General features: G+C 54.1%; 27 protein-coding genes and 1 tRNA gene. 20 read left to right on the top strand and 8 right to left on the bottom strand.

Going from position 1 to position 25600, the window contains the following annotated elements; genetic code table 11:
* Positions 1 to 23 precede the first annotated feature (23 nt).
* On the bottom strand, positions 24 to 281 hold the full coding sequence (locus tag FIV00_RS20955; RefSeq protein WP_152502580.1) for a YjhX family toxin: 258 nt from the start codon (positions 279 to 281) through the stop codon (positions 24 to 26).
* A gap of 782 nt (positions 282 to 1063) precedes the next feature.
* Here FIV00_RS20955 and FIV00_RS20950 point away from each other — a divergent pair.
* Entirely contained in the window at positions 1064 to 1366 is a 303-nt protein-coding gene (locus tag FIV00_RS20950) for a phosphatidylglycerophosphatase (RefSeq protein WP_152502579.1), read from the top strand.
* 7 nt (positions 1367 to 1373) lie between these two features.
* Here the strand turns inward: FIV00_RS20950 and FIV00_RS20945 are convergent, their stop codons facing one another.
* Positions 1374 to 1616, bottom strand: coding sequence for a DUF6455 family protein (locus FIV00_RS20945; protein WP_152504363.1), 243 nt, complete (start codon positions 1614 to 1616; stop codon positions 1374 to 1376).
* A gap of 225 nt (positions 1617 to 1841) precedes the next feature.
* Between FIV00_RS20945 and FIV00_RS20940 the strand changes: the two genes are divergently transcribed.
* The 8 genes from FIV00_RS20940 (at position 1842) to FIV00_RS20905 (ending at position 10268) form a co-directional block, all read left to right on the top strand.
* The gene (locus FIV00_RS20940) at positions 1842 to 4208 is read left to right on the top strand and encodes a flagellar hook-length control protein FliK (protein WP_152502578.1); all 2367 of its coding nucleotides are present in this window, start codon (positions 1842 to 1844) and stop codon (positions 4206 to 4208) included.
* Positions 4209 to 4221: 13 nt separating this feature from the next.
* On the top strand, positions 4222 to 4515 hold the full coding sequence (locus FIV00_RS20935; protein ID WP_152502577.1) for an EscU/YscU/HrcU family type III secretion system export apparatus switch protein: 294 nt from the start codon (positions 4222 to 4224) through the stop codon (positions 4513 to 4515).
* Positions 4516 to 4700: 185 nt separating this feature from the next.
* Positions 4701 to 6182 (top strand): Asp-tRNA(Asn)/Glu-tRNA(Gln) amidotransferase subunit GatB, encoded by a 1482-nt coding sequence (gatB, locus tag FIV00_RS20930; protein WP_152502576.1) that lies wholly within the window; start codon positions 4701 to 4703, stop codon positions 6180 to 6182.
* 3 nt (positions 6183 to 6185) lie between these two features.
* Positions 6186 to 6581, top strand: a complete 396-nt coding sequence (locus FIV00_RS20925; RefSeq protein ID WP_152502575.1) for a GFA family protein — start codon at positions 6186 to 6188, stop codon at positions 6579 to 6581.
* A 109-nt stretch (positions 6582 to 6690) separates the two neighbouring features.
* On the top strand, positions 6691 to 7311 hold the full coding sequence (locus FIV00_RS20920) for a LysE family translocator (RefSeq protein ID WP_152502574.1): 621 nt from the start codon (positions 6691 to 6693) through the stop codon (positions 7309 to 7311).
* A gap of 64 nt (positions 7312 to 7375) precedes the next feature.
* The gene (locus FIV00_RS20915) at positions 7376 to 8917 is read left to right on the top strand and encodes a glycosyltransferase family 39 protein (RefSeq protein ID WP_152502573.1); all 1542 of its coding nucleotides are present in this window, start codon (positions 7376 to 7378) and stop codon (positions 8915 to 8917) included.
* A gap of 47 nt (positions 8918 to 8964) precedes the next feature.
* A complete protein-coding gene (locus FIV00_RS20910; RefSeq protein ID WP_152502572.1) occupies positions 8965 to 9429 on the top strand; it encodes a GNAT family N-acetyltransferase in 465 nt (154 codons plus the stop codon).
* A gap of 125 nt (positions 9430 to 9554) precedes the next feature.
* Positions 9555 to 10268 (top strand): glutathione S-transferase N-terminal domain-containing protein, encoded by a 714-nt coding sequence (locus FIV00_RS20905; RefSeq protein WP_152502571.1) that lies wholly within the window; start codon positions 9555 to 9557, stop codon positions 10266 to 10268.
* A 37-nt stretch (positions 10269 to 10305) separates the two neighbouring features.
* On the opposite strand, the gene FIV00_RS20900 is transcribed toward FIV00_RS20905, so the two are convergent.
* From FIV00_RS20900 to FIV00_RS20890, 3 genes are all read right to left on the bottom strand, one after another.
* Entirely contained in the window at positions 10306 to 10776 is a 471-nt protein-coding gene (locus FIV00_RS20900; RefSeq protein ID WP_152502570.1) for a DUF2147 domain-containing protein, read from the bottom strand.
* A 107-nt stretch (positions 10777 to 10883) separates the two neighbouring features.
* Complete coding sequence (locus tag FIV00_RS20895; protein WP_152502569.1) at positions 10884 to 11306, bottom strand: DUF2147 domain-containing protein; 423 nt, start codon at positions 11304 to 11306, stop codon at positions 10884 to 10886.
* Between the two features lie 127 nt (positions 11307 to 11433).
* On the bottom strand, positions 11434 to 12210 hold the full coding sequence (locus FIV00_RS20890; protein WP_152502568.1) for an alpha/beta hydrolase: 777 nt from the start codon (positions 12208 to 12210) through the stop codon (positions 11434 to 11436).
* A gap of 438 nt (positions 12211 to 12648) precedes the next feature.
* Here FIV00_RS20890 and FIV00_RS20885 point away from each other — a divergent pair, with 438 nt between their 5' ends.
* Entirely contained in the window at positions 12649 to 12888 is a 240-nt protein-coding gene (locus tag FIV00_RS20885) for a hypothetical protein (protein ID WP_152504362.1), read from the top strand.
* Between the two features lie 124 nt (positions 12889 to 13012).
* On the opposite strand, the gene FIV00_RS20880 is transcribed toward FIV00_RS20885, so the two are convergent.
* A complete protein-coding gene (locus FIV00_RS20880) occupies positions 13013 to 13540 on the bottom strand; it encodes a DUF930 domain-containing protein (protein ID WP_173006085.1) in 528 nt (175 codons plus the stop codon).
* Positions 13541 to 14008: 468 nt separating this feature from the next.
* Here FIV00_RS20880 and FIV00_RS20875 point away from each other — a divergent pair.
* Positions 14009 to 14098: transfer RNA gene (locus FIV00_RS20875), tRNA-Ser, on the top strand.
* A 43-nt stretch (positions 14099 to 14141) separates the two neighbouring features.
* Here FIV00_RS20875 and FIV00_RS20870 read toward each other — a convergent pair.
* Positions 14142 to 14972 (bottom strand): AraC family transcriptional regulator, encoded by an 831-nt coding sequence (locus FIV00_RS20870; protein WP_173006084.1) that lies wholly within the window; start codon positions 14970 to 14972, stop codon positions 14142 to 14144.
* Between the two features lie 154 nt (positions 14973 to 15126).
* Here FIV00_RS20870 and FIV00_RS20865 point away from each other — a divergent pair, with 154 nt between their 5' ends.
* The 8 genes from FIV00_RS20865 (at position 15127) to FIV00_RS20830 (ending at position 23452) form a co-directional block, all read left to right on the top strand.
* A complete protein-coding gene (locus FIV00_RS20865; RefSeq protein WP_152502565.1) occupies positions 15127 to 16251 on the top strand; it encodes an enolase C-terminal domain-like protein in 1125 nt (374 codons plus the stop codon).
* Between the two features lie 57 nt (positions 16252 to 16308).
* Complete coding sequence (locus tag FIV00_RS20860) at positions 16309 to 17301, top strand: substrate-binding domain-containing protein (protein WP_152502564.1); 993 nt, start codon at positions 16309 to 16311, stop codon at positions 17299 to 17301.
* A 76-nt stretch (positions 17302 to 17377) separates the two neighbouring features.
* Entirely contained in the window at positions 17378 to 18352 is a 975-nt protein-coding gene (locus tag FIV00_RS20855) for an ABC transporter permease (protein WP_173006083.1), read from the top strand.
* Positions 18349 to 19860, top strand: coding sequence for a sugar ABC transporter ATP-binding protein (locus FIV00_RS20850; protein WP_152502562.1), 1512 nt, complete (start codon positions 18349 to 18351; stop codon positions 19858 to 19860). The genes FIV00_RS20855 and FIV00_RS20850 overlap by 4 nt, the downstream gene beginning before the upstream one ends.
* The gene (locus FIV00_RS20845; protein WP_152502561.1) at positions 19857 to 20624 is read left to right on the top strand and encodes an SDR family NAD(P)-dependent oxidoreductase; all 768 of its coding nucleotides are present in this window, start codon (positions 19857 to 19859) and stop codon (positions 20622 to 20624) included. The genes FIV00_RS20850 and FIV00_RS20845 overlap by 4 nt, the downstream gene beginning before the upstream one ends.
* A gap of 2 nt (positions 20625 to 20626) precedes the next feature.
* Positions 20627 to 21664: a zinc-binding alcohol dehydrogenase family protein gene (locus tag FIV00_RS20840; protein ID WP_152502560.1), complete on the top strand. Its 1038-nt coding sequence runs from the start codon at positions 20627 to 20629 to the stop codon at positions 21662 to 21664.
* Positions 21657 to 22622, top strand: a complete 966-nt coding sequence (locus FIV00_RS20835; RefSeq protein WP_247649267.1) for an aldo/keto reductase — start codon at positions 21657 to 21659, stop codon at positions 22620 to 22622. The genes FIV00_RS20840 and FIV00_RS20835 overlap by 8 nt, the downstream gene beginning before the upstream one ends.
* The gene (locus FIV00_RS20830; RefSeq protein ID WP_152502558.1) at positions 22619 to 23452 is read left to right on the top strand and encodes an amidohydrolase; all 834 of its coding nucleotides are present in this window, start codon (positions 22619 to 22621) and stop codon (positions 23450 to 23452) included. The genes FIV00_RS20835 and FIV00_RS20830 overlap by 4 nt, the downstream gene beginning before the upstream one ends.
* An 84-nt stretch (positions 23453 to 23536) precedes the next feature.
* Here the strand turns inward: FIV00_RS20830 and FIV00_RS20825 are convergent, their stop codons facing one another.
* Positions 23537 to 24436: an FCD domain-containing protein gene (locus FIV00_RS20825; RefSeq protein WP_152502557.1), complete on the bottom strand. Its 900-nt coding sequence runs from the start codon at positions 24434 to 24436 to the stop codon at positions 23537 to 23539.
* Between the two features lie 146 nt (positions 24437 to 24582).
* Between FIV00_RS20825 and FIV00_RS20820 the strand changes: the two genes are divergently transcribed.
* Positions 24583 to 25566 carry a sialic acid TRAP transporter substrate-binding protein SiaP gene (locus FIV00_RS20820; protein WP_152502556.1) on the top strand — a complete coding sequence of 328 codons (984 nt, stop codon included), beginning with the start codon at positions 24583 to 24585 and terminating at the stop codon, positions 25564 to 25566.
* Positions 25567 to 25600: the final 34 nt, after the last annotated feature.

Genomic DNA, 25600 nt, shown 5'->3' with positions numbered 1-25600 from the left:
TTCCTTGTGCCAGAAGCACTTTTTTATCGATTGTCCAATTGTGAGCGGACACGCATCAAACCCAGCTGAGTAATGCGATATGGCCCGCTGTTTTTGGACGCGATAAGGCGCTTGTACTTGAGTTTACGGAACAGTCGTAAAGAGCAGCCGCCCCAATACCAACCGTCCCGTGTAACCGTTTCCTGTTTGAGAATATGGCCGTGCTCGTCCTTTTCCACGAGAATACAGCCACCTTGAGCCAGCAGGTGTAAAACCCGCTGCTCGGCTTTCGAAATGTCCATTGATGTGAGAAGCCTGAATTTTGATGCAGTTAATCAGCCACTGCCGCAAAACGCTTGCAGTGCTGGTGTGCATGACCCCGGCAAAAATCAGCCGGGGATTACCGGGACTCTGACAATCCGCGCATAAAACCTCTCAATTGGAAGCTTGCGCCTAACATGCCATGCCACGCAACACAATCACGAGCTTATGCTGGAGCTACAAAAGGGGCTGGATTTGATGCAACTGTTGCAATTCAGCAATCAGATCAGCTGCTTTCCGCTGGCCAAAAGCCGCTTTCAGGGTCTCTGGAAACGACAACTGCGTTGACCTCAGTCGACCCGCATTTGGCGCAAGTCAGGCCGCTGCTGACGTCGGACACTTTTTGAGAACCGGAAAATTTTGAAATCTTCAAGTAGCGAAAACGGCCGCAATAGTCGCACCGTATGGCGAGCCGCCGATCAGTTTGAGCCAAGGTGTCCATCGTGGGATCGTCGACGTCGACGGTTGCGCGCAATGCCATTGTAACAAACTTGTCTAGCTGAAAATCTGCATGGGATCGGTAAAAATCCGGATCTTCAAGGTAGCACACGGTTTCAATTAATAAAAGTTATATATAAGTATGATTAGAATTTCTTTTTCTTAGATGAATGAAAATACCCTTAAGTAAAAATGATGAATTAATGTGCAAGTGGCGGTTGATCTAACCTCCTGCAGGTTTTTTAAAGTGCTTTGTTGAAAAACGATCCTCTTTCGGCATGGAAAGCCTCTCGCTTTTTTTGACCGGCGGCAGTAAGAGGAGCGCATGACAATGCTATCAGATACTTGGTTCGACCTGCTCGGTCTGTCAGGCCTGCTCAATCCATTTGCACTTCTGATTGGAGGGTATCTTGGATGGCGGGCCGATCGCACTGGCAAATTGTGGATCGCTGGCTTTGCCGCAGCAGCACTCTCTTTGATACTCGAGGCCGCAGTCGGAATGCTTCAGATCCCGCTACCGGTTTCGCAGGATGCTGGGGCACTGGCCATGTTTCCATTTCGCTTTGTCGGTGGTGCCCTAGCCGGCGCACTCACCTACTGGATTGGCAGACACCGTCAAAGAACCTAAGCGGAGCTCAGTCGTCCAGCCAGCTGTTAAAAAGTTGCGCATTCGGACATTCGGACAAGGCCTTGTCAGCGCCATCAGCGTGCTTATCCAGCCAGTTTTTGCATTTCTCGGTTTCCGAGCAATTGATACACCGGAATGCAGCAGACCGGATCGCAATTTCGCTCGGCGGTCCTGCCGGGATTTTTTTCATAGCGCCGATGGTTTCCAGCATTCTTCCCATCAGATCAGCGCGTTCGTTCAAACGGTCCATCCAGTTCACGCTCTTGTCTCCTTCTGCCGGGACGAGTAGCGGACATTTGCCGCTTAGTGTTTTGTGGAGCCGGACAGTGGCAGGCGCAGACCGGCAAGTCTGCACACACTGCCTGATCGCAGTCACACAAGCCTTGATCCGTATCAAGGCTGTGCAGGCAACCTGTTTACGGCCATAATCAGATCTTGAGAATCTTTTCGGCACACGACACCAGGAGATGGTGTGATGGTTGAAACGGTGAGCGCGCAGACGCTCCCACAAGGCGCTAGCGGTTCATCCACTGCCAAAGGGCTGGAACCCGGCATCGTACTGAAAGCCAAGGTCGAGCAGAACTTGCCTGGGGGCGTTGTTCGTTTGACAACGGCTGAAACGAAACTGGACCTTCGTGTACCGGCTCCACTTCCTGTTGGCGCAGATGTGACAGTCACGGTATCCGGCAGCCGTCAGCAACCTGCGATCCAGATTACGACGCTTCCTGGAAGCGGGCAGGTTGCGAATTCCACAGGACAACAGTCGACGACTTCCGGCAATAGCGCTTCTGCGCCCCCGACAGCACAAGGGGCGGGCGTATTAAGCGGGCCAGCGCCGCGACCTGCTCCGTCAATGGCTCATGTGTTGCAATCGGTTGCGCCACCGTCGCCACAAGCTGGCGCTGGTTCCGAAACGTTGAGACCTGGAACACCACCATCAGGACAGAGCGCCGCGACACAAATTCGTCAGCCAATCCCTTTGCCGCTTCAAACGCAGCCTTTGGCTAGCGGGGCGCAACTGCCAACTCCAGCAACAGGGTCGGTTCCAAATGCGGGAGCAAACACCACCACTTCCACGCAATTTGCTCCTACACAATCAGGCCTGCCAAATCAGCCATCGCCTCAGGTTCCGAACACCGCTCAATCGGCAGTGACACAAAGTTCGGGGAACACTCCAACACCCAGCGCTAGTGCGCCAAACTCAGCACCGATTGGCGGCAGATCCGGTGTTCCGATTTCCGCTCAGGTAAGTGGTCCGGCAAGTGGGCAGTTGGCAACGGTCCCTCCGCCAACCACATCGACGACACCAGTGACCAGCAGTGGTCAGGGGCTGGCGCAGGCAACTGGCGCTGAACAGGCTTCGGGTGCGCCGCGACAGTCTGTAAGCGTGCCTCAGGCAACAGTTCAACAGTCCGCCAATCCCCCGCCACTTCAGACCACGGGCTCAGGTCAAGGTGGGGCGGGGACACAGTTGACATCGGCACAACCTGTTGCCCCCAGCACTCAAAGAGTGCCTACCCCCAATGCAACAGACATACGCCAAACACCGCCGAGACAAACGCTCCAAACTCAATCTGTTCCTACTGCGGCAAATGCGGGCCAGTCGTCCGTCCCGAAAGCGGGCGCCGGGCTGATACCTGGTTCCCCACTACCGAGCAACACGCCTCAATCCGGGCAGACTGGCTCAACCGTGCCTGCGGGCACGCAATCCACCTCCGTTCCGGTCTCAGGAGCACGTGCGCCGAGCATTGCGCCCGCAGTCCCGTCGCACGTGTCGGCAGTTGCCAGCCTAGGAACAAGTTTTGAAACAGCATCGTCGCGTGCGCCCGTATCTCAAGCCTACGCTGCCAAGACCGGCGGACTGTCGGAAGGGCAGAGTGCAGTCACTCAACAAAAGGGTTTTCAACAGCCTGTGGTTCAAGCCGCAGCTCAGCTGCAAAAGCCGCTGACCGAACAACAGGCCAGTTACAGTGCGCTGTTTGCGCAAATTGGCAGTCTCACAACGGCTCAATCGGCAGGCAAGGTTTCCATGCCGGATGCTGTCGTCAAGGCAATGCAACAGATCCTGGGTCTGCGCTTGAATGTCGGTCAACCGCTGAGTGCGCAATCGCTGCAGCAGGCTGTGAGCCAGTCCGGACAGTTTCGTGAAGCCGGTTTGACCAGATCTGGCGGTGGGAATCTGCCGCCTCCTGATTTGAAATCGGTGCTTTTGTCCTTCAAGTCGCTCTTGCGATCTCTTGGAACAGAGGAGCAAGTTACCAGGCCCGCCGGACAAGCGGCTCCGCCTTCGCGGCATGGTTCTCCGCAAGGACAGGCGCCGCAAGCTGCAAGCGGTTTTTGGGCTGGCGCAGCTGCGCAGAACTTGCAGGCATTGTTGAAGGATACCGATGCATCGCTCGCACGGATAAGGCTCAACCAGTTGGTCAATTCGGGTCTTGCGGGCGAGGAGGGGCCAAGGGCTGCGTCGCGCCCGATGGACATTGTGCTGGAACTGCCGCTCGCATTAGGACAGGAAACGGCCATCATGCAGATGCAAATCGGCAGGGATGGAAATGGTTCGCAACAGGAAGAAGACGGTGAGCCGGCATGGCGGCTGCGATTTGCGTTGGACTTGACCGCAACCGGACCTTTGGAGGCTGCGATCAGTCTGCGCGGTGGTGGCACCTATGCCAGTTTGTGGGTTGACCGCAAGGAAACCTTCGACAATCTGAATTCGTTGCGGGAGACCATGGAAGCTGCATTTGCCGATGCCGGGCTCGATCTCCAGGAGTTCCGGCTTGTCCGCGGGCTGCCACCAGGAACTGCCGCCCGTTACGGCGCATTGATTGATCGTCAATCTTGAGGACGGCTGCCTGATGACTGATCAGAAAAAAGACAAGAAACTGGCAATTGCCCTTCAATACGAAAACGAGGGGGCGCCCATTGTTACTGCCAAGGGCGCCGGAACCGTTGCAGAGCAAATTGAACAGATCGCACGGGAAGCAGGCATCCCCATTGAGGAAAACCCGATGATGGCAGAGGCCCTCTCGCAGATCGAAATCGACCAGGAAATTCCGATAGAACTTTATCAGGCGGTTGCCGTCATGATTGGCTTCATCATGCGTACCGGGCAAGCGCAGACCCCCCCTGTTGAACCCGGACCGTCCTGAAGTCGTCCCGGTTTCCCCGACAGCTTGTTACCGACTGTGCGAAAGCGCATGGCTGGAGCAAGGAAAACCTTGCAGCAGAAGCAATTCCCGACTAGGTCAACAGACAGCTACAAATTCGCGCCGCAACATAGTCTTCCGGGCTGCCTTTCAATAGGCGCAACCTAAAAACAGGACTCTTGACGAAAATGACGATTGTCGACGTACGCACACCCGATCCGAAGAAATTCATCAAGGGCGCGACCGGCGACTGGGAAATTGTGATCGGCATGGAAGTCCATGCCCAGGTCACGTCCGAAGCCAAGCTCTTTTCCGGTGCCTCTACTGAATTCGGCAAGGATCCCAATAACAACGTCAGCCTCGTAGATGCGGCCATGCCAGGCATGTTGCCGGTCATCAACGAAGAGTGCGTAAGGCAGGCGGTCCGCACTGGTCTTGGTTTGAAAGCCGAGATCAATCTGAAATCGGTTTTTGATCGCAAAAACTATTTCTATCCGGATCTGCCGCAAGGCTATCAGATCTCACAGTTCAAGCAGCCGATCGTGGGCGAAGGCCAAATCCTGCTCGACATGCCGGACGAGCAGGTCGAGATCGGTGTTGAGCGTCTTCATCTGGAACAGGATGCCGGCAAGTCGCTGCACGATCAGCATCCTTCCATGTCCTTCGTCGACCTGAACCGGTCTGGCGTTGCATTGATGGAGATCGTGTCCAAACCTGACCTGCGCTCTTCTGATGAAGCCAAGGCCTATCTGACCAAGCTGCGTACGATCTTGAGATATCTTGGCACCTGCGACGGCAACATGGACCAGGGTTCCATGCGCGCAGACGTCAACGTATCTGTTCGCCGTCCTGGCGGTGAATTTGGTACACGCTGCGAAATCAAGAACGTCAACTCGATCCGATTTGTCGGTCAGGCCATTGAATATGAAGCGCGCCGTCAGGTCGCGATCCTGGAAGACGGCGGCGAGATCGACCAGGAAACACGCCTGTTCGACGCCGTGAAGGGTGAGACGCGATCCATGCGTTCCAAAGAGGAAGCACATGACTATCGCTATTTCCCGGATCCGGACCTGCTGCCTCTGGAATTCACCCAGGGCTTTGTCGATGAATTGGCAGACCACCTTCCCGAATTGCCGGATGACAAAAAGAGCCGCTTCGTAGCCGACTACGGGCTCACGGCCTATGATGCCGACATACTTGTCGTTGAGAAGGCATCTGCAGATTTCTTCGAGGACGTTGCCAAGGGACGGGATGCGAAACTGTCCGCGAACTGGGTGATCAACGAGCTATTCGGCCGCCTGAATAAGGAAGGCAAGGATCTAGCCGATAGCCCCGTTTCTGCCGCGCAGCTTGGCGGGATTGTCGATCTGATCAAGGCCGGGACGATTTCGGGCAAGATCGCCAAGGACCTGTTCGAAATCGTGTGGACAGAAGGCGGTGATCCCGCACAGATCGTTGAAGACCGGGGCATGAAGCAGGTCACCGATCTTGGCGCGATCGAAGCGATTGTCGACGAAATCCTCGCCGCGAACCCGGACAAGGTCGAACAGGCCAAGGAAAAACCGAACCTCGTGGGATGGTTTGTCGGCCAGGTCATGAAAGCCTCAAAAGGCAAGGCCAACCCGCAGGCAGTGAACGATCTTCTGAAGCAGAAGATCGGTCTGGACTAAGCCATGTCCGCAAATGCACCGCAAGCGAATGTGGCATTGCCGATTACCGGTTCATGCCACTGCGGTGCAGTCTCGTTTGAAATGAATGCAGTTCCTCGATACGCGGTTGAATGCAATTGTTCGATTTGCAGAAGTCTTGGAACAGTTTGGGGACACGGGCAGGCGGCTGATATCACCATTCACGCCGCCCCTGAAGCGACAATCAGCTATTCTCGTGGCGAGAAAGAACTGGCTTTCCACACATGCAGGACGTGCGGTTCAACCACACATTGGGAAGCCGTAAAGGGTGACGCCGTGGGCCGACTGGCCGTCAACCTGCGCCTTGCAGAACCTGGAACTATCGAAGCCATCGGACACCGCTATTTCGATGGGGCGGAAACCTGGACGTTTCTGGATTGAGATTTGAGGATTTCACCTGATATCGTGAGACTTCGGAATTCGAGACAGGACTGCTCCGTTCTGTCGGTTATCGCTATCACCAGGACCAGGACCAGGACCAGGAGCTTTGATGAACGCGGATCTTTCAAGCCTGTTGCTGGCACTGGGCATATTTGCCGTCGGATTTGTTAGCATTGGTCCCAATATTCTCGCCATTATCGGCACCTCCATGGAACGTGGACGCCAGTCGGGTGCCAGGTTAGCGCTGGGCGTTGGTCTGGGGTCCGGCATCTGGGCAACTCTCACCGTTGCCGGTCTTACCGCGCTGATTGCCGCTTTTGCCTATGCAATCACTGTTTTGAAAATATTGGGGGCTGCCTATTTGATCTGGCTTGCTTTCAAAGCCTTCCGTTCCGCTGCCAGTCGAAACGGTCACATCGCTGTCAAAGCAGCCAGAGGTGATCGGCTCCTTTTGCAAGGACTGGCCATTCAGATGACCAATCCGAAAGCAGCCCTGCACTGGATCGCGATAGTTGGCGTCGGTCTGGGACCGAACGCGCCACTGTGGGTTGGGCTCGCGCTCATCATCAGCTGCACGATCATGTCTGTTCTGGCTCATCTTGCATATGCCGTCACATTTTCCACGCAGCCTGTCGTCACGCTTTATCGTCGCTCACGCCGTCTGATTGAAGCAGGGCTCGGCGTGTTTTTCACCTTTGCTGCCTTCAAGCTTGCAACCTATCGCAGCTGACCGCTAGGCAACAAAGTCTCGATAGGCTAAACGGCTGACAGTCTTGATCAAACCGCTGAGCCGCATGACCGCTAGTTTCGACACCAGCTCTTCGAAAGCGCCATTTTACGCCACGCCTGTTGGTGTATGGGCTATCGTGGCTTTCTGGGGTCTGTCGCACCTGCTGCTGCGCGCCTTGTCGACACCGGTTCTCGGCACGGACGATATGTTCGAGAACGTGTTGGTTCAAACCCTTGAACCCGGATACATGCTGCGTCAACCGCCACTTTACGAATGGCTTTTGTGGTCGGCGCAGCAGGTTTTTGGACCGACAGTCTGGGCAGCGCTTTTCGTCAAATACGGACTGATTTCACTAGCAGCCCTGTTCTTGTTCCTGATCGCACGCAAGGCGATTCTTGATCCGAGATTGGCCGCGCTCTGTGCGTTTTCCTATTCGCTTTTTTATCAGTTTGGCTGGAACCTTCATGAGGGTGTGACCCACACCGTCGTCCTGACAACAGCTTGCGCCGCTAGCGCCTTCTTTTTTCTGAAGGCATTGGAAACTGAAAAGCTGGTCTTTTACCTGCTGTTCGGGGCAGTTGCCGGTGCAGGGCTTTTGGGCAAGCATTCCTATCCACTCTTTGCACTTGCCCTTGTTCTTGCCGCGTTGAGCGACGCCCACTGGCGCGAACGGTTCCGTTGGACTGGTCTATTGCTGGTGCCGCTCGCTGCGGTGTGTGTCTACAGCCCTTACGCGATCTGGATCCTGAGCGAAGGTTTGAAACTGCTCGCCTCCGTATCCGATACCATGGGCGTAACCGCGCAGACGCCGCATGTTCTCAGGGCTGGCGAAGGGCTGGGGAAACTCGCATTCGGACTTCTTGGATTTTCCGTGCCGCTTGTTCCGCTTCTGCTTTTGCTATTTTGGCCGAGATATCTGCGGCGTCTCCAGCCGGATCGAGCTTCGGTCAATGCAGTTGCGCGCCTCTGTGGACGGACGGTGCTGGTGATGATCGTCCTGACAGCCTTGCTGATCCTGATAACCGGGGCGACCTATGTCAAAGAGCGGCACATGCATCCGCTGTTGCTGCTGTTGCCGGTCTATCTGTTTGCCGATTTGGAGCGTTTTGAAGCCAAGGCCCGTTGGCGTTGGCTGGCGGTCGTCGTGTTTGCTGTGGTGGCTGTGGCGTTTCTGGCCCGTGTTCCGGGCCTTATCGCGCCAGACAAGTTTTGGTGCGGCGGCAAGTGCCGCCACATGAAGCCATACGCCGATCTGCAGATGCCGCTCTCTGAATTGGGTGGAGAAAACGCCACCCTGATTGCGGACGACGGCTATACGGGCGGCAATCTGAGAGTGCTTTTCCCTGACGCGAGGATTGTCACCAAGGCTATACCCGCTCGCGTGCCCCCTCGCGGAAAGTGTTTCTACATCTGGGAGGAAGGCGACCGGGAGCCGGAGCTCCCGGCCCAAGACCGTTTCAGCAAAAACGCCTATTGGGACGCGGCGGATCCGAAGTCAGCGCGCTATTTGACCGGAAGTTGGCCTCATCTTTGGAAAGATCAAGATTGGAGGACAACCTGGTGGGGCGTTGCTGAACTGGACCCGGATGAGCCGATTTGCAGATAGTGATCTGCTTAGACCAATCGAAATATGCCCTGGACAGGGAAAACAGCATGAGCACCACGATCCTAATTGAAAAAGCGTCTCCTGATCACTTGATGGAGATTGTCGAGATCATCAACGCCGGGGCAACATCCGTTCGCAAGAACAAGGAATATGACAACTGGCAAGACTATCGCCCCGCCTTTGATGCTCTAAGAACCGCCCCTGAGTGTGACATCTACGTGGCTCTGGATGAAACCGGTGCGGTTGTCGGAACATATCAAATCCATTTCCTGAAGGGCATTGCCTTCATGGGACGGCCGCGCGTGGAGTTGGAAAGCGTTCACGTACGCGCCGACCAGCGCGGAAAAGGCATTGGCCGTACCATGATGGAACATGCGGAAGCACTGGCGCGTTCGGTAAACGCTTGCATCATTCAGCTGACCTCAAACAAGGAGCGTGAAGGCTCTCATCATTTCTACCGTCAGCTTGGTTACGACCAGAGCCACCTCGGTTACAAGAAGATGATGATGTGAGGCAGCCCACATTGGTGTTCGATGCTTAGGTCGCAATCGTCGGCAGCCGGGCTTGCCAGAACAAACCCGACTTGCTTCACTGCGCTGACTTTCCCCAGGCACGTCGCCGTCAAACTGGAAATTCCATGACCCAAATGCAGGAAAAACCGATCGAGCTCTATTTCTGGCCAACGCCGAACGGCTGGAAGGCAAGCATTATGCTTGAAGAGCTTGGGGTTCCCTATAACCTGAACTTGGTCAATATCGGCAAGGGCGATCAGTTCGAACCCGAATTCCTCGCGATTTCACCCAATAACCGGATGCCGGCCATTCTTGACCCTGAGGGACCCGGCGGCGCACCGATATCCGTTTTTGAGTCCGGTGCAATTCTTCAATATCTCGGTCGAAAATTTCAGAAATTTTATCCTGAAGACGAACGCAAGCGCGTGGAGACGGAAGAGTGGCTGATGTGGCAGATGGGCGGATTTGGGCCGATGCTCGGGCAAAACCATCATTTCCGCCATTACGCCCCGGAAAAAGTGCCTTACGCGATTGAGCGATATTCAAATGAGACCCACAGGCTTTATGGCGTTCTGAACAGGCGGCTGGAAGGACGGGCCTACATTGCGGCTGATGAATATACGATTGCGGATATTGCAACATTTGGCTGGGCGCAGCGCTGGCAACGACAGAATATCGATCTGGAAGAGTTTCCCAATGTCAGAGACTGGCGATTGCGGCTGGAGGCGCGTGGGGCTGTTCAGCGCGGTCTTGCTGTCGGCGCAGATCAGCAGAAAACACTGGTGATTGAGAAGGACAAGGCAGCCCAAAGCGTCTTGTTCGGGCAAAAGGCGCGGTAACGCTCTCAGACTGAATAAACGTGGGCCTGCACACTACTCAATTGACTTTGCGCCAGACTTCCTTTTCGCAAACATTGAACACCACCCGGACACAGCCTTGAACTTCGAGCGCTGAACCACCCTTTTTTCGTATGGTCGCGTTGGCGCTGAAGCCCCTGCGTGGATCATAAACCCGCCCCTTCCAGGCGTTGGACTGCGATTTCATCCGCCAGAGCACCTTGAGACCCAGGATCTTGCGGCCGCGTTTGCTGGCATCCCTGTTCTTAAGATCCGGCGTGTTTTTCATCGTGTAGCCCTTGGGCGGCGTGAAGCGCACGATTTTCCCGCAGGGTGCACTGCCACACGTGCTGATGTTGATGATGGCCCCTGCCGGTGTTTTCCAGTTGCCGGATATGTCGGGAGCAGCAGTTGCAGGAGGAGCTGCCAGGAGAAGCAAAACCGGGATTGCGATCCCGAAGGCGGCTCTGCATGGAAACCGGAGCAAATTGAAGAATAAAAAAGATGTCACAAAAATACCCCGCCGCGATGCCGATGAAGATTGCGCCACAATTTTTTATCAGCAAATGCGACGGGGCAATGGCCAAATCACAACGATTTGGCAAACAGCACAGTTTTCTAGTTGGCGCGGGTCCAGGTTTCACCCTTGCAGATCAAACCACCCATGACACAACCTTCCAGCTTAAGCTTGTCTACGGAGGTCAGTTCAATGAAACCGGTGTAGGTCTTGCCGTCTTCGGCGTTGTAAACCTTGCCCTTCCACTGGTTGGATTTGGCCGTGGGTTTCATCGACTTGACGATCCGTGCACCGAGCAAGGGTTGTTCACGTAAGGAAGCGTCGGGATTGTTGGTGTCGTTGCGTGGTGTTTTCAGCCAGATCAGTTTGCCACAAAGAGCAGCGCCGCACGAACTTATGCGGATTTTTGAGGCCCCGTTCGGGCGCACCCAGTCTCCCTTCGCGTCTGCGGCAAGAGACAGCGTTGAAGACGCGGTGACAAAACCAGCGGCCAAGGCAGCCGCCGCGATCATGGATTTCAGCATTATGTCCTCCCAAAGCGGAAAAGCTTCCGTTTACGGAAACGGAATGTATACGCATTGAAAGCCTGCTGAAAACCCGTGTCCCAACGTCACATGGCGGATTTTTTCTATTCGCCTGCGAATTGTGACCTCAAACCCGATTCAGGTTCTCAATCCATTTCAAGGTTTTGGCGGCGATGTCTTCCCAGCCATCTTCAAGCTGCATGTAGTGGCAGCGTCCTTCAATCAGTTCGAAGGTTGCCTGGCTCCCATATCGGTTGGCCATGGTGACGGCGGTGGAGGGGGGAACGACTTTGTCTTCGCTTCCGGACAAAAACAGCAATGGCGCTTTCGCCTTGGCAAAGTCGACCTTGGTGGTCTGGTTGACATCGTACATCCAGAAAAACAGCTCGAAGAGCACGGCTCCGGACTCCGTGCCCAACCGATCACAGATTTCGTGCTGTTGTCGTTCCGGCATGGTGTTGAGACCATAAGCGGCCAGCAACTCGAAATCCTGCCCAGGCACCATTTCCCAAAAACGCCCTGCTGACATGAACATCTTGCCGAGAGCCCGCTCCATTTCGGTCGTGGGCAGAGTGCCGTGAATAATGCTGCTGTTGATCAGAACGCCGGCCTCAATAAGGTCGAGTGGGGATAACAGCTGAGCAATCAGCCCCCCGAGAGAGTGACCAATGACAATGGGCCTTCGGTCCATCTCTTTAACGTAGTGAGCAATGTCCTCAACATAGTCTGCAATGCTGGCTCCCGTCAGCGCATCAATCCTGGCGTCTCCTTCGGGTAGGTCATGCCAACGATAGCTCGGCGTATGGCACTCAAATCCTGCACCCTCAAAAAAAATCTTGAACGTTTCCATGGTCCAAGGCTGTGCATTTGTGCCGTGCAGGAGAACGATAGGCGGGTTTGGCATTTTCTTTCACTCCGAAGTTGGGACGGTTCTCCCAAAAATTTCAGCCAAGACTGCACTGAATTTCTTGTTTGGTGAACAGAACGTTGAAAGGTCCTTTCAAATTTTGTGAGAATGTCACTGATTTTAAAGCGGAATTCGCAACTGCATGCTTACCGGCAAGTAAATTTCAGAGATATTTAAATTTTTGTTCGCATTACGTTAAACCTGTATTTTAACTGGCCATTTAACTGCTCCTGCTGAAGTACACCTCAAGAAACGACGGGGAAAGATTTGCGAAATCTTGCGTTTCTTCGGTCGGAATAAAGGCGCGTTTTCGCTCCTGACCGATCAGCAAACAGGGGGAAGCAACTGGTGTTCATCAGAACGCAGAGACGCTTCTGGAAAGACAGAGTAGGAAAGGGGAGCATCATGGCTCGTTTTGAAATTCATTCGGCTGATATGGCCATCATGGGCGGCAAGCCCGTTACGGCTGACATTCTGTTTCAGATGGGTCTGGACAGCGCATGCGGCCGCAACGGTGCAACTGATCTGGTCACGGCACATAAATGGTTCAACATTGCGGCTCTTAAAGGCAATCAGGATGCAGTCCGGTACCGGAAGGAAATTTCCGGTGAAATGAGCTCATCTGAAATTGCTGAAGCTCAGCGCTCCGCCCGTGAATGGCTGTCAATGCATTGAGCCGGTCGAAGGCTGCCGGCCATACGGCACCTCAACCGCAAACACTCATCTGACGCGGCAGTAGATTTCAGTCTGCCGCGTCCGACCCATGATCGAGATTGCAGTCCGCTCGATCAGCATAAGGTCAGTGAACTGGCGCTAGCCCGTGTTCATCCCAGAGCGTCCTCGCGATTTCCGCGCCGAGTGCATATTCAAAGCCGACAATTTTTTGGCTGCCCGGTTCAAGACGGCATCTATAAGCAATTTCGTACCAGACACGATTGCTTCTGATGGCACCTGCCGTGACATGGAGCGTGCTTCCCTTTGAAAATCCGTTCCTGAAAGCATGCGGCGCAAGCCGTGTCGGCCGAAAGTCCGGCCTGTCTTGACGGAGCTGTTCCATGGCTTCAAGTGCGCAAACCTGTTCGTGTTCGTCAGCCCCCGTCAACGAGGCAAGGGCCACACGTGCCTGCTGGGACCGAGGGTCTTTTAGGACGTCCGCAGCCAGGAAAGATTTGGCGGAAATCCAGCTTTTAACCAATGGATCGACCGGTTCCGCTCGAGGCGCTTCAGGCACGCCAACGTTTGCTTCACCCGTCAAGTCACGTCCCCTTGGAAGGCTCGCGTCGTCCAAGCTCTTTCTGGCTATTACCGATGCTCGCACAAGTTCCACTTCCACAGTCTCCTGGCCAGAGGTCTGTTGGTGTGGCCAGTAGCCGGCTCCGGTCAGAAAACTAATCACAGCAAGGTGCAAGAGTACTGCGCAGACCCAGTCGAACCGGGTTGCGATGAGTTGTGAAAGTGCAGCAGGGGCAGGTGGACTATAAATGTCACGCTCCGAACCTGACCAAAAATGAGCTATCAAGGTGACCAAGGAGTGCGGCTGAAGTGTGAAAGTAGGGAAGCCTTGCAACCGTTGCCTGTGCAAAAGGGGAGCCTTTGAGAGAAAGGAGCGCGCGCCTCATTCATAATACTGCTCGTCGCTTGCCTTGCTTAAAGGACGAGGACCAAACCTTATTGACGCATGTTGCTCAGCCGCGTCATTCAACCTGCAAGCCTATGGCGGCCAATGGGGAAAACAAAAGGGCGTTCAAAAAAACGCCTTGAACTCCGAGGTTTTTGTTCGTACACGGAGCTTACCGGAGAGGTGGCCGAGTGGCTGAAGGCGCTCCCCTGCTAAGGGAGTATACCGGGAACGGTATCGAGGGTTCGAATCCCTTCCTCTCCGCCATTCTCCCTTAGAACCATCTGACCTTATCGGTATCTGTGAAAGCTTAACCGTAGATCTTGTCCAGAGCTCTGAACTTCTTGGGCGAGTAGCCGGTGTAGTGCTTGAATTCCCGCGACATATGAGACGAGCTGCTGAAGCCAAGGTCCTCAGCCAGGATCGACAACGGCAGATCTGAAGAGTGCAACTCGTTCTTGACCAGAGTGATCCGCTTTTTCCGGACGTAGTCTTGCGGAGAGACCTCGAACGTTGCCTGAAATTTCCGGACAAAATGTGAGCGGCTCATGCCTGCAAGATGGTGTAGTTCCGAGATTTTCACACCTGTGCGGAGATTGTCTGCGATGTGTCTGAGAACCGGCGCCATGCGCCGGACATCGCGTTGACGCTTGAGATCCCTGTGTTTCGCGCGTGTTTTAAAATGAGGAGAGAGAAGGGATAGAATCTGGCTTCGAACGAGGATTTGATCTGCAAAGAATTCGCTGGTGAGATGCTCGTCGATCAGTGTCATCGATCGGAATGTCTCTGACACTGACTGCGCCTGAATTTCGAAGCACCAGGGATAGAGGTCGAGCACATCAATGCCGCCCTGAACAGTCATCTTAAAACAAACATTTAGCAACCTGAGATGCGACGGGCAGGAATAGTCGAAGCGTCGCGTTGTCGGAAAGAGATATGTCCGTCCCTCCTCAAGCTGGCAATGGTGACCATCGTAAGTCACTTCGGCAGAGCCCCCGGCGATGAAATAGAGCCGGTGATAATCGTCATTCAGACGGGTCCCGTTCCACTCGGTGAGGTAATCCGAGTTGTCGGAGTGAAACAGCACGATTTCAAGCCCGCTGATTTCCAAAGATCTGCTCACATTTGGAATAAAAGACATCACATCAGTGAATGATAATTGGCGATAAATAAAGCTTCTTTTCCAGAAATGGGAAATAAGTGCAAAAAAATGAAACACTGATGCATAGACAGTGAGGTATCTCGCAGGCTGTATTTTCCAAGCCATTGAAGGCATCGACGCTCTGGGAGGACCGATGAGGATCGAGAAATTCGAGACTTGGATATGCAAGCGCGGGCACGGGGTATTCGATGAAGCCCGAGAAGGTGCAGCGCCAATGCCTTGGGACTATGGTGTCGGAAAAATTGTGACAAGTGACGGTGTCGAGGGTCTCGCAACCTTCTGGGCCGCACGCTCCGGCGCTGTTACCGACGCCTACCTGCAGGACGTAATCGCTCCGGTCATTCTCGGTCGCGACATTTCAGACCGCGAACGTATCTGGCACGACTTCTGGAACATCGACCGGCACGGCGCTTTTTTTCCTGTCTTCCTGCCAGGTCCCATCGATGTCGCTCTCTGGGATGCGGCGGCAAAGACCGCAGAACTCCCGCTGCACAGATTTATCGGCAGTTACAGACAGAAACTTCCTGTCTATGCCAGCAGCCTGTGGCTTGATTCAGTGCAGGCTTACGTGGATGAAGCGCTGAAGTACAAATCGAAAGGCTTCAAGGCTTACAAGGTCCATCCTTGCGGCCCGTCCGAAATGGACATGGAAATTCACGCAGCAGTGCGCGCCGCGGTTAGTCAGGACATGATCCTGATGTCCGACCCGGTGTCCGAATACACACTTTCTGAAGCAATCAAAGTGGCCAGGCAGCTCGAGGATCTCAATTACAGATGGCTCGAGGAACCTTTCCGTGACTACGAACTTGATAAATACGCCAAGCTTACCCGCGCCACCGATATCGAAATCGTTGGAACCGAAACCACACGCGGCGGCCCCTGGGGAATTGCTCAAGCCATCAAGTTCGACGCGGTTAACACCGTGCGCGCGGACGTCTCATGGAAGGCAGGCATCACGGGAACCCTGAAATCCTGTCATCTAGCCGAAGCCCACGGGATGAACTGTGAACTGCACACGACAACCATGGGCCCCATGGACATGGCGAATGTTCATGTCTCTTGTGCGGTTCGAAACTGCGATTTCTTCGAACTCTTTGTTCCAGAAGACATTTTCCAAGCCCCTATGCGCCAGAGCTACTACGAGTTCATCGACGAAAATGGCGACATTCACGCTCCTGAGGGGCATGGACTTGGCGTGGAGATCGACTGGGACCTCGTCGATGACAACTGCGTATCTCATCGCATCTACAGCAACTGATTATCACCGGCGCAGGAGGAAGCGCACGGAATAATCGAACTGGGAGGAAGTAAAAAAATGAAACTGATCGCAAAACTCGTAACCGGTGTCGCACTGAGTGCGATGACCATGGTTTCGGCCGTGGCTGACGACGCTCGCTACGCCTGGTATGCGTCAACCGTGCATCCTTATTTCGATGAAGTGCAAAAAGGCGTCGACAAGTTTTCGGAAGACTTTGGGATCGAGGTCACTAAGCGCCTTGGCCAGGATTGGACACAGGACAACCAGAACGAAAACGTCGCCGCCATGGCAGCACAGGGTTTCAATGCTTTCAGCATTTTTCCGTCAGATGTGTCAGGTGCCAGAGGGCTCTATGAAGAGCTTGCCGAGCAGGGCATCACCATCGTGGACTTTGGTCAGGCAACCAAGGAGCCTACCCCAGCTGCCTTCTATGTCGGGACCCAGCTGAAAGAGGCGGCGATGCTCGCCACGGAAGAGCTGATCAAATCCATGGGTGGCAAAGGCAACATCATCAATGTTCTGGAGGTTCCGGGAGACAACACCCGCTTGCGTCAGGAAGGTGTCGAGGAAGTGGTAGCCAAGTATCCTGATGTCAAGATCATCCAGACTGTCGGCGATCTATCTTCTATCGAAGACAGTGTCGAAAAGGTCCAAAACGCTATTGCCGCCAACCTTGGCAATATCGACGGCATGATCGCGACCGGTTACACACCTACCGTTGCCATTGCCCAGCTGCTGACCGAGTATCATGAAAATGGCGGTGAGCGCATCCACTTCTACGGTATCGACACGGATGCTGTTGTTCTCGATGCGATCCGGGCTGGCCATATAGATGGAACGATGGCGCAGAACCCATTCGGGCATGGCTATATTCCAATGGTATTGCTGAAAAAACTGTCCGAGGGTTACAAGCCTCGCGAAGGCGTGCATGCGATCGATGCTGGTGTCGTGCCGGTTACTGCTGAAAACATCGATACATTTCAGGCTGATATCTCTGAACTGACCAAAGACATCATCGACAATCTCGACAGCACTTATCTGACCAATTGATCCAGCTGAAATACCTCGCGGAACCGGCTTGCCGGTTCCGCGAGCCATGCTCATATGTCAACGACAGGACCCAGCTGTGTTTCTCACCAGGCTAAAGTCGGGAAAGATCATCACGGGAGCAGAGTCAGGCATCATTGGTGCCGCCCTGATCCTGGTAATTTTGTTCGCACTCTCATCGGACAGCTTTCTGACCCAATACAATCTGTTCAATCTCACACGCACGCAGTCGCTCTATATCTTTGTCGCTCTTTCGCAGGCGGTAATGCTGGCTACCGGCAACATGAACCTTTCGGTTGGGGCGATTGCCGGACTGACCGCGGTAATTTTCGGCTACTCCGTCGACACGCTCGATCTCGCATGGCCGCTCGCTCTGTTGATTGCATTGGGTGTTGCCTTGTTTGCAGGTGCTTTCAACGGGTTCGTCATGACCGTTCTTGGTGTGAACTCGTTTATCGTGAGTTTGTCGACCCTCTTCATTTTCACCGGGTTCGTCTACGGGATTTCGGAGGGTTATTCCTACCGCGAGATACCAGCGGATTTTGTCAGGATAGGCCGCGGCAACTTTCTGGGATTGCCCTATTTGTTTTACCTGATGGTCGCGACCTTGATCGCTGTTTGGTACATGTTCCGGTACACAGTTTTTGGACGGCAGGTGCTAGCAACCGGCAGCAATCTGGAAGCTGCAAAACTCTCAGGCATCAACACTGGCCGCATCATAATGGGCGCTAATCTCCTGTCGGCATTCTTTGCTGGCGTCGGCGGCTTGCTTTGGGTGTCCAGGCTGGGGTCTGCTCAACCTGCCATCGGTCAGAATTGGCTTCTGATTTCATTTGCAGTCGCGATCATCGGTGGAACAGCACTCGCCGGTGGCCGCATTACAGCCATCGGCCTTTTCTGTGGCGGCCTGATCATGGTTCTGATCAAAAACGGCCTCATCCTGGTGCAGGCAAATGTCTACTTCGAGCAGGCGTTTTTGGGATCAATCATCCTCCTGACCATATTGCTCGACCGGGCTCGTGAGGTCTGGAGCCGCAAGGCTGGAAAGTCATGACGCTCGAGCTTAGGAACATAAGCAAGTCCTTTCCCGGTGTGAGGGCCCTGGACGATGTGTCAGTCACATTTAATCCAGGGGAGGTTCATGCGTTGCTCGGTGAAAACGGCGCCGGGAAAAGCACTTTGATCAAGGCCATTTGCGGCATTCAAAGGGCCGACCACGGCACGATCTCGTTGGATGGTGTTCCGCTTAACCTGTCGTCCCTGAAGGACGGAATGCGTCACGGCATCACTATCGTGAACCAGGAAATCCAGGTGTTTTCGGAAAGCAGCGTCGCCGAAAACATCATGATCGACAAACTTGAAAAGTACCGCGGCTTTGGCGGGATTTCCTGGAAGCGTCTCAACGCTGATGCGCTAGAATATCTTGAACTTGTCGGACTTGAGATTGACCCGGAGACACCTATTGGCGGCCTCAGTGCCGCGCAGAAGCAACTTGTCCAAATTGCCAAGGCGCTTTCCAGCAAGGCGACTGTCATTTTGTTCGATGAACCGACATCATCCATTACCGCAAATGAAGTCACCAAACTGTTTGAGGTGATTGGGGACCTCAAGGCCAAGGGCTACACCTTGATCTTTGTGTCCCACAAGCTTGAGGAAGTTCTCGAGATTTGTGACCAGGTAACCGTGCTTCGCGACGGTCGTCATGTCGGGACGCGATGTATCTCGGAGCTGGACAAGGAAACCATCATTGAGTTGATGATTGGCCGGAAAATTCAGATCGAGAATTTTGCCAGGCTTGAGACCGATCCAGATGACGTGGTCTTGAGTGCAAAGGAACTGTCGTCGAAAGGTCTGTTCGAAAACGCGTCATTCAATCTCCGGCGCGGAGAGGTCCTGGGCTTTTACGGATTGGTCGGTTCCGGGCGGACCGAACTTGCAAAGACGATTATCGGCCACTTTCCCATCAGTTCCGGAGCGCTGTCCGTCCATGGACGCGATGTAAAGGTGCGAAACGTCGCGGACTGCATCAAGACGCATAACATCGGCTACGTGTCGGAGAACCGCAAGGAAGACGGTCTTTTTCTAGATTTTGATATCGAAACCAACATGACATTGGCGATCTGGAAGAGAATTCAGAATCCTTTGACACGCGCTATTGACGTAAAAGAACAACGCAACGTTGCAAACGGGCTGATGAGTGCGCTGGATGTGCGTGCAACCGGTATCGATCAGCGTGTCGGCAATCTGAGCGGAGGCAATCAGCAGAAGATTTCGATCGCAAAATGGCTTGCAGCAAATTGCGATATCCTGATTATCGATGAACCGTCGGTTGGCGTCGATATCGGCGCGAAGACCATGATTCACAAGCTGATCTGGGATCTTGCCAAGGTCGAGAAGAAGTCGATTATCCTGATTTCCTCGGATATGCCGGAAATGATTTCGCTGGCCAGCCGGATCCTTGTTTTCAAGGAAAAACGCATCACGGGCGTGGTTCCGGGCATCGCAGAACCCGGGCAAACCTACGATGCATTGAGCCGCGGGATCGGGAGACTGATGGCATGACGACACTGGAAAGTCCGTTCCGCCTGGACGGGAAAGTAGCCTTGATCACCGGTGGGGGAAGCGGATTGGGGTTGGCCATGGCCCGCTGCTTTGTTGCTTCAGGTGCCAAGGTTCTGATTGCCGGCAAGACAGAAGCAAAGCTGCGGAGCGCTGTGTCGGAACTGGGCGAAGGCGCTTCGTATCATGTCGCCGACATCACCTCGCAAGGTGCTGCACGCGATTTGGTCAGCACCTGTGTCGAGCGCTATGGAGGCCTCGACATACTGGTCAACAACGCCGGAAATCATGTCAAGAAACCACTCCTTGAAACGGAAGTGGGAGACATTCAAGCCATATTGGACACCCATGTGCTGGCGGCATTCGAGCTGAGCCGAAACGCCGTTCCGGTTATGAACGCCCGGGGTGGTGGCTCCATCTTGTTTATCGCATCAATGGCTTCATATCTCTCCGTACCCCAAGTCATCGGCTACACGGTGGCAAAATCTGCGGTGCTTGGGCTTGTCCGGGGAATAGCAGCGGAAATCAGTCTGGAAGGCATCCGCATTAATGGAATTGCCCCAGGGTGGATCGAGACCCCCATGACGGCCAAGGCACTCGACAACGATCCAGAACGCAAGAACAAGATAATTTCAAGAACACCGATGAAGACCATGGGCACGCCGGAAGATATCGGCTGGGCGGCGACGTATCTGGTCTCAGATGCCGCCGCCTTTGTGAACGGTCATGTGCTGGTCGTCGATGGTGGGGCCCTTAGCGGATTTTAGCAATGAGAGCATTTTATATTGACAGCCCCGGAGTGACGCGCTTCGGGACCGCAACGCCGCCTGAGATGAAGGAAGATGAAGTTCTTCTGAGAGTTCAAAGGATAGGCTTATGCGGGTCAGATCTGAATACGTATCGAGGGCGCAATCCTCTTGTCAGTTACCCTCGCATTCCTGGGCACGAAATTGCCGGTGAAATTGTCAAAGTCGGTTCACGGGTTCCGGGCTCAATCCAACCTGGTCAACACGTCACTCTGAACCCTTACAAAAATTGCGGTGAGTGCCCGGCATGCCGCAAAGGACGGATCAATGCTTGCCGCAACAACCAGACCATGGGTGTTCAGCGTGAAGGCGCTTTGACCGAAGTCATCGCCGTTCCCTGGGAGCGGATCGTGAAGGCATCCGTCAAGGAACTCAATCATCTTGCGCTCATCGAGCCGATGGCCGTTGGCTTTCATGCGGTCCGGCGCGGGCGAGCCCACAAGGGGGACAAGGTCATCGTGTTCGGCTGTGGTGCCATCGGGCTTGGGGCCATCGCCGGCTGCGTGCGTGCTGGCGCGGAGGTTTTGGCAGTCGATATTGTCGATCGGAAACTGGAGATTGCACGTGAAGTGGGCGCCGTTGCAACAATCAACAGCAGGTCTCAGGATGTCATTGATTTCGTGATGGATTTCACCCGCGGCGACGGTATGGACCTCGCAATCGAAGCCGTGGGCCATCCCCAAACCTTTGTTGATTGTGTCGAGGTGGCGGCTCCTGCTGGACGCGTGGTTTATATCGGTTATTCAAAAGCGCCGGTGTCTTACGACACAAAAAAGATCCTGACCAAGGAGTTGGACATCATGGGATCCCGCGGTGCGTTACAGCAGGATTTCGAGGATGCGGTAAATTATGTCGAGGCGGGCGGCTATCCAGCCGATGCGACGATCACCAGAGTTTTCGATTTCGAAGATGCCGGCACCGCGCTTCAGCTTTGGGAAGAGGACCCGAATTCGGTTACCAAGTTCATCATAGCGCATCCTGAAGTACCCAGCCGTGACTGATGCTGTTGGCGGTCTTGCTTTTGGCACTTCTGCGCTTGCCGGCCTTTATAGGCCTTGCGACGCGGATGCTGCCAATTCAGTGCTCTGGGCGGCTTGGGCACATGGCATCCGCTCGTTTGACACGGCGCCTCACTATGGCAATGGAATGTCCGAGCGGCGTTTGGGCGATTTCCTGCGGGAGAAGGAGGGATGGGTTCTTTCAACAAAGGTCGGCCGTCTCCTGACACCTGCCGCCGAGACGGCCGATAGTATCAATGGGTTCCACAATCCGCTGCCCTTCGACCAGCATTTTGATTTTTCCTACGACGGCATTATGCGGTCTGTTGAGGCAAGCTTTCACAGGCTTGGTCTCAACCGGATCGATACGCTTTATGTTCACGACATTGGCGATCCCGTCGCTGGCACTGATACAGCTGTTCACAAGAAGCAGCTGCTTGAAGGCGGGCAGGTGGCCCTAAGCGAGTTGAAGTCTGCCGGTGTCGTCAAGACGGTTGGACTGGGCGTCAATCACACGGCGATCTGCTGTGAGCTTGTGCCAGATATGAACCTTGATCAAATCCTGCTTGCCGGAAGATACACGTTGCTGGATCAATCCGCTCGGGAAGAGCTGTTTCCGATACTTGAAAAGAGAGGTGTCCGTCTGGTTGTCGGCGGAGTGTTTAATTCGGGTATTCTGGCAACAGGCCCAACAAAGGGTGCGCACTATGACTATGCTCCGGCTTCGGACCTTGTATTGAAGAAAGTGTCTGAAATCGAAGCGATTTGTAAAAGCCACAACGTTCCACTTGCGGCAGCCGCTTTACAGTATCCGGCACGTAATACCCTGGTTGCATCGACCTTGATCGGAACGGCCAGGACAAGTTCATTGATGAGAAACATCGAGCAATTCAAGACACCCTTGCCCGAGGCATTGTGGAATGATCTGCGACGATCCGGGTTCATTGGAGAGAGAGAATGATTGTCGACGCCCATCAGCATTTCTGGACGCTGGCAAGAGGTGACTACGCCTGGCCGAACGAAAGCGTCGCGCCGATTTTCAAGGACTTCGGTCCACAGGATCTGGAGCCATTGCTTGTCGCTGCAGGCGTTGACCGCACGGTTCTGGTTCAGGCGACCGATAGTGTCGACGAAACAAGGTTTCTACTCGATTTGGCCGGGAAGTCGGACCGCATTGCCGCAGTGGTCGGATGGGTCGATTTTGCATCCAATGCGGCGGTCAACACAGTTCAAGACCTGGCGAAGAACCCGCTGCTCAAGGGGCTCAGACCCATGTTGCAGGGGATTGAACAGTCAGACTGGATTTTGCAAGACGCAGCCGAAGCTGTCCTGACACAAATGGTCAGTGCCGACTTGCGGTTCGACGCGTTGGTCCAGCCGCGTCATTTGCCGCATCTATTTGAACTGGCAAAGCGTCATCCGGGTCTGTCGATTGTCGTCGACCATCTGGCCAAACCGGAAATGGGAGAAGGTCGCGAACCTGATCATCTCTGGCGGACGGGCATGGAGAGCCTTGCAGCAAGGCCGAACGTCTATTGCAAACTCTCCGGCATGGTTACGGAAATAGGGCCAGACTGGAAACTGCAGGACCTGCAGCCTTTTGCAAAGACGATCCTTGAATGCTTTGGACCTGATCGGGTGATGTTTGGGAGCGACTGGCCAGTCGTAAACCTTGCAAGCGACTATGCTTCCTGGCTAACAGCTGCTCGTTCACTTCTGTCTGGTTTGTCGGAGAGCGACGTGAGCAAGATCATGGGCGGCACGGCGCGGAAATTCTACGGGATCGACTAGCCTGATCTGTGCTGCGAAGATCAGAGATCTCTTACGAGCCGATGATGTCATTACAAGATCTGAAGCCGAATACCCGGAACGCGATCAGGATATTTGCGGCCTTTCCTGAAAACGGTTGAGGACTGAGCGCCAGGCATGCTTGAGATGTCGACGCATGACAGCTCTGGCCGCACTGCGCTCGCGGGCTCGAAGAGCGTCGATGATTTCCAGATGATCATTGAGCGCAATAAGCCGCCGCTCCGTGTTGTGTTCCCGCCAGCTTTCGTGGAACCTGAAATAGAATATCAGGGACAAAGCAGCTTCGTTGACCAGCAACAGAATGCTGCTTGAATACTTCAACAGCAGGCGATGGAAGGCTGCATCCATCTCAGCGACATTCTGAGAGGACTCTTCGGGAGCGTCGAGGTAGGATCTGTGCAGCTGTTGTGCTGCGTCCAGGTGTTGCCAGAACTCAGAATCTTCGGGCAAGTCGACAAGTTTGTCCAACGCCGACATCTCGCAGTAGTACCGGAAATCAAAAAGGGTATCAGCCAGTTCTCTGGTGAAGCCATGGTAAGTCCAGTTTCTGTGCTGTTCTTTGCTGAGAAACCCAAATCGGCTGAAGCTGACAAAAATCTGGTGGAGTGTTGCGATCGGGACATTGATCTGAGAGGCAACATGACTTTCGGAGATCCTGGCTCCTCTCGCGATCTTCTCATCCAAAAGCCAATTGAAAAACCGTGTTTCAGCAATTTCGCGTGTAGGCTTCGTCAAAACGGGAGAGTAAAAATCGGAGCCTCTGACAGGCTGCAACAGTTGAACGCCATCATCGTTCCTTTCGATGATCTTGTTCTTTTCCAGGTGAGCCAAGACCTTTCGCGCTGTCGTCCGGCTTACTCCAAGGGCCAAGGCAAGCCCTTGTATGGTCGATGGAAGTTTTCCTTCACGGCATAAATTCAGCGACTCATTGTAGGACAGCTTAAATGTTTTGTCGGTTCGAGCCATTTCAAGCTCCGCTGCTGGAATTCTGAGTGTTCTTAATATCTGTTTTATATTTTTAAAAACATCTTCTCAAGGCATGCGTGTCTTTTATAAATTTTGAACATAGAAGTGTGCGGCTGGATGGAGGTCTGGTCGAGGAAGGAGACACAATGTTCAAGAAATCTATGAATCGCCTGTTGGCCACGTCCATAGTCAGCGCAACTGCTGTTTTGGGAGCAAGTGCTGTTCAGGCTCAAGACGTTTTGAAGTTCGGACATGTTTACGAGGCGGCCACCCCTTACCATGAGGCAGCGCTCCGGACCGCGGCTGAATTTGAAAAGGCAACTGACGGCAGATTCAAAATTGAAGTGTTTCCTGCGTCTCAGCTCGGCAAGGAAGTCGCGTTGAACGAAGGATTGTCTCTCGGCACTGTCGACATAATCTACACCGGCATGGGGTTCATGGGTCAAAGCTACCCGCCAATCTCCATTTCAGACTATCCCTTCACACTGCGTGGGTATGACCATTGGAAGGCCTATGCCACATCGGATCTGTTCCGTGAGCTTGCTGGCGAATATACGAAAGTAACGGGCAATCTGGTTGCGTCGATGACGTATTACGGAGCCCGTCACGTAACGTCGAACAAGCCTATCCTGAAGCCGGAGGACATGGCTGGTCTTAAGATCCGCACGCCAAATGCACCCGCCTACCAGTTGTTCCCGAAGGCAACCGGTGCGAACCCGACACCGATGGCATTTTCTGAAGTCTATCTTGCGCTTCAGCAAGGCGTTGTCGACGCTCAGGAAAACCCGCTTCCGACGATCCAGTTCAAGAAGTTCTACGAGGTTCAGTCGAACATCAACCTGACCGGTCACATCACCAACTCGCTGGCGGTGCTGGTGTCGCCGATTACGGCTCAGAAGCTGGGCGATGACTACGCGGTTCTTCAAAAGATCCTGGGTGAATCCTCTGATTGGGCTTCGGGAAAAATTGTTGAATCCGAAAACAATCTCGCTGGTTGGTTTCGCGAACAGGGCGTAACGGTCAATGAAGTCGACCGGGCACCGTTTATCGCTGCCGTGGCGCCGCATCTGAAAGGCGACGAAACACCGTTCTCGGCGGAGCTTTACGACAAGCTTCAGGCGATCAAATAACCCACCCGGATTGTTTGAAACGTTTATTGGTTTG

It is taken from the genome of Labrenzia sp. THAF82 (assembly GCF_009363435.1).
GTDB classification, from domain to species: domain Bacteria; phylum Pseudomonadota; class Alphaproteobacteria; order Rhizobiales; family Stappiaceae; genus Roseibium; species Roseibium porphyridii.
This window is presented reverse-complemented; position numbering and strand designations above follow the sequence as displayed.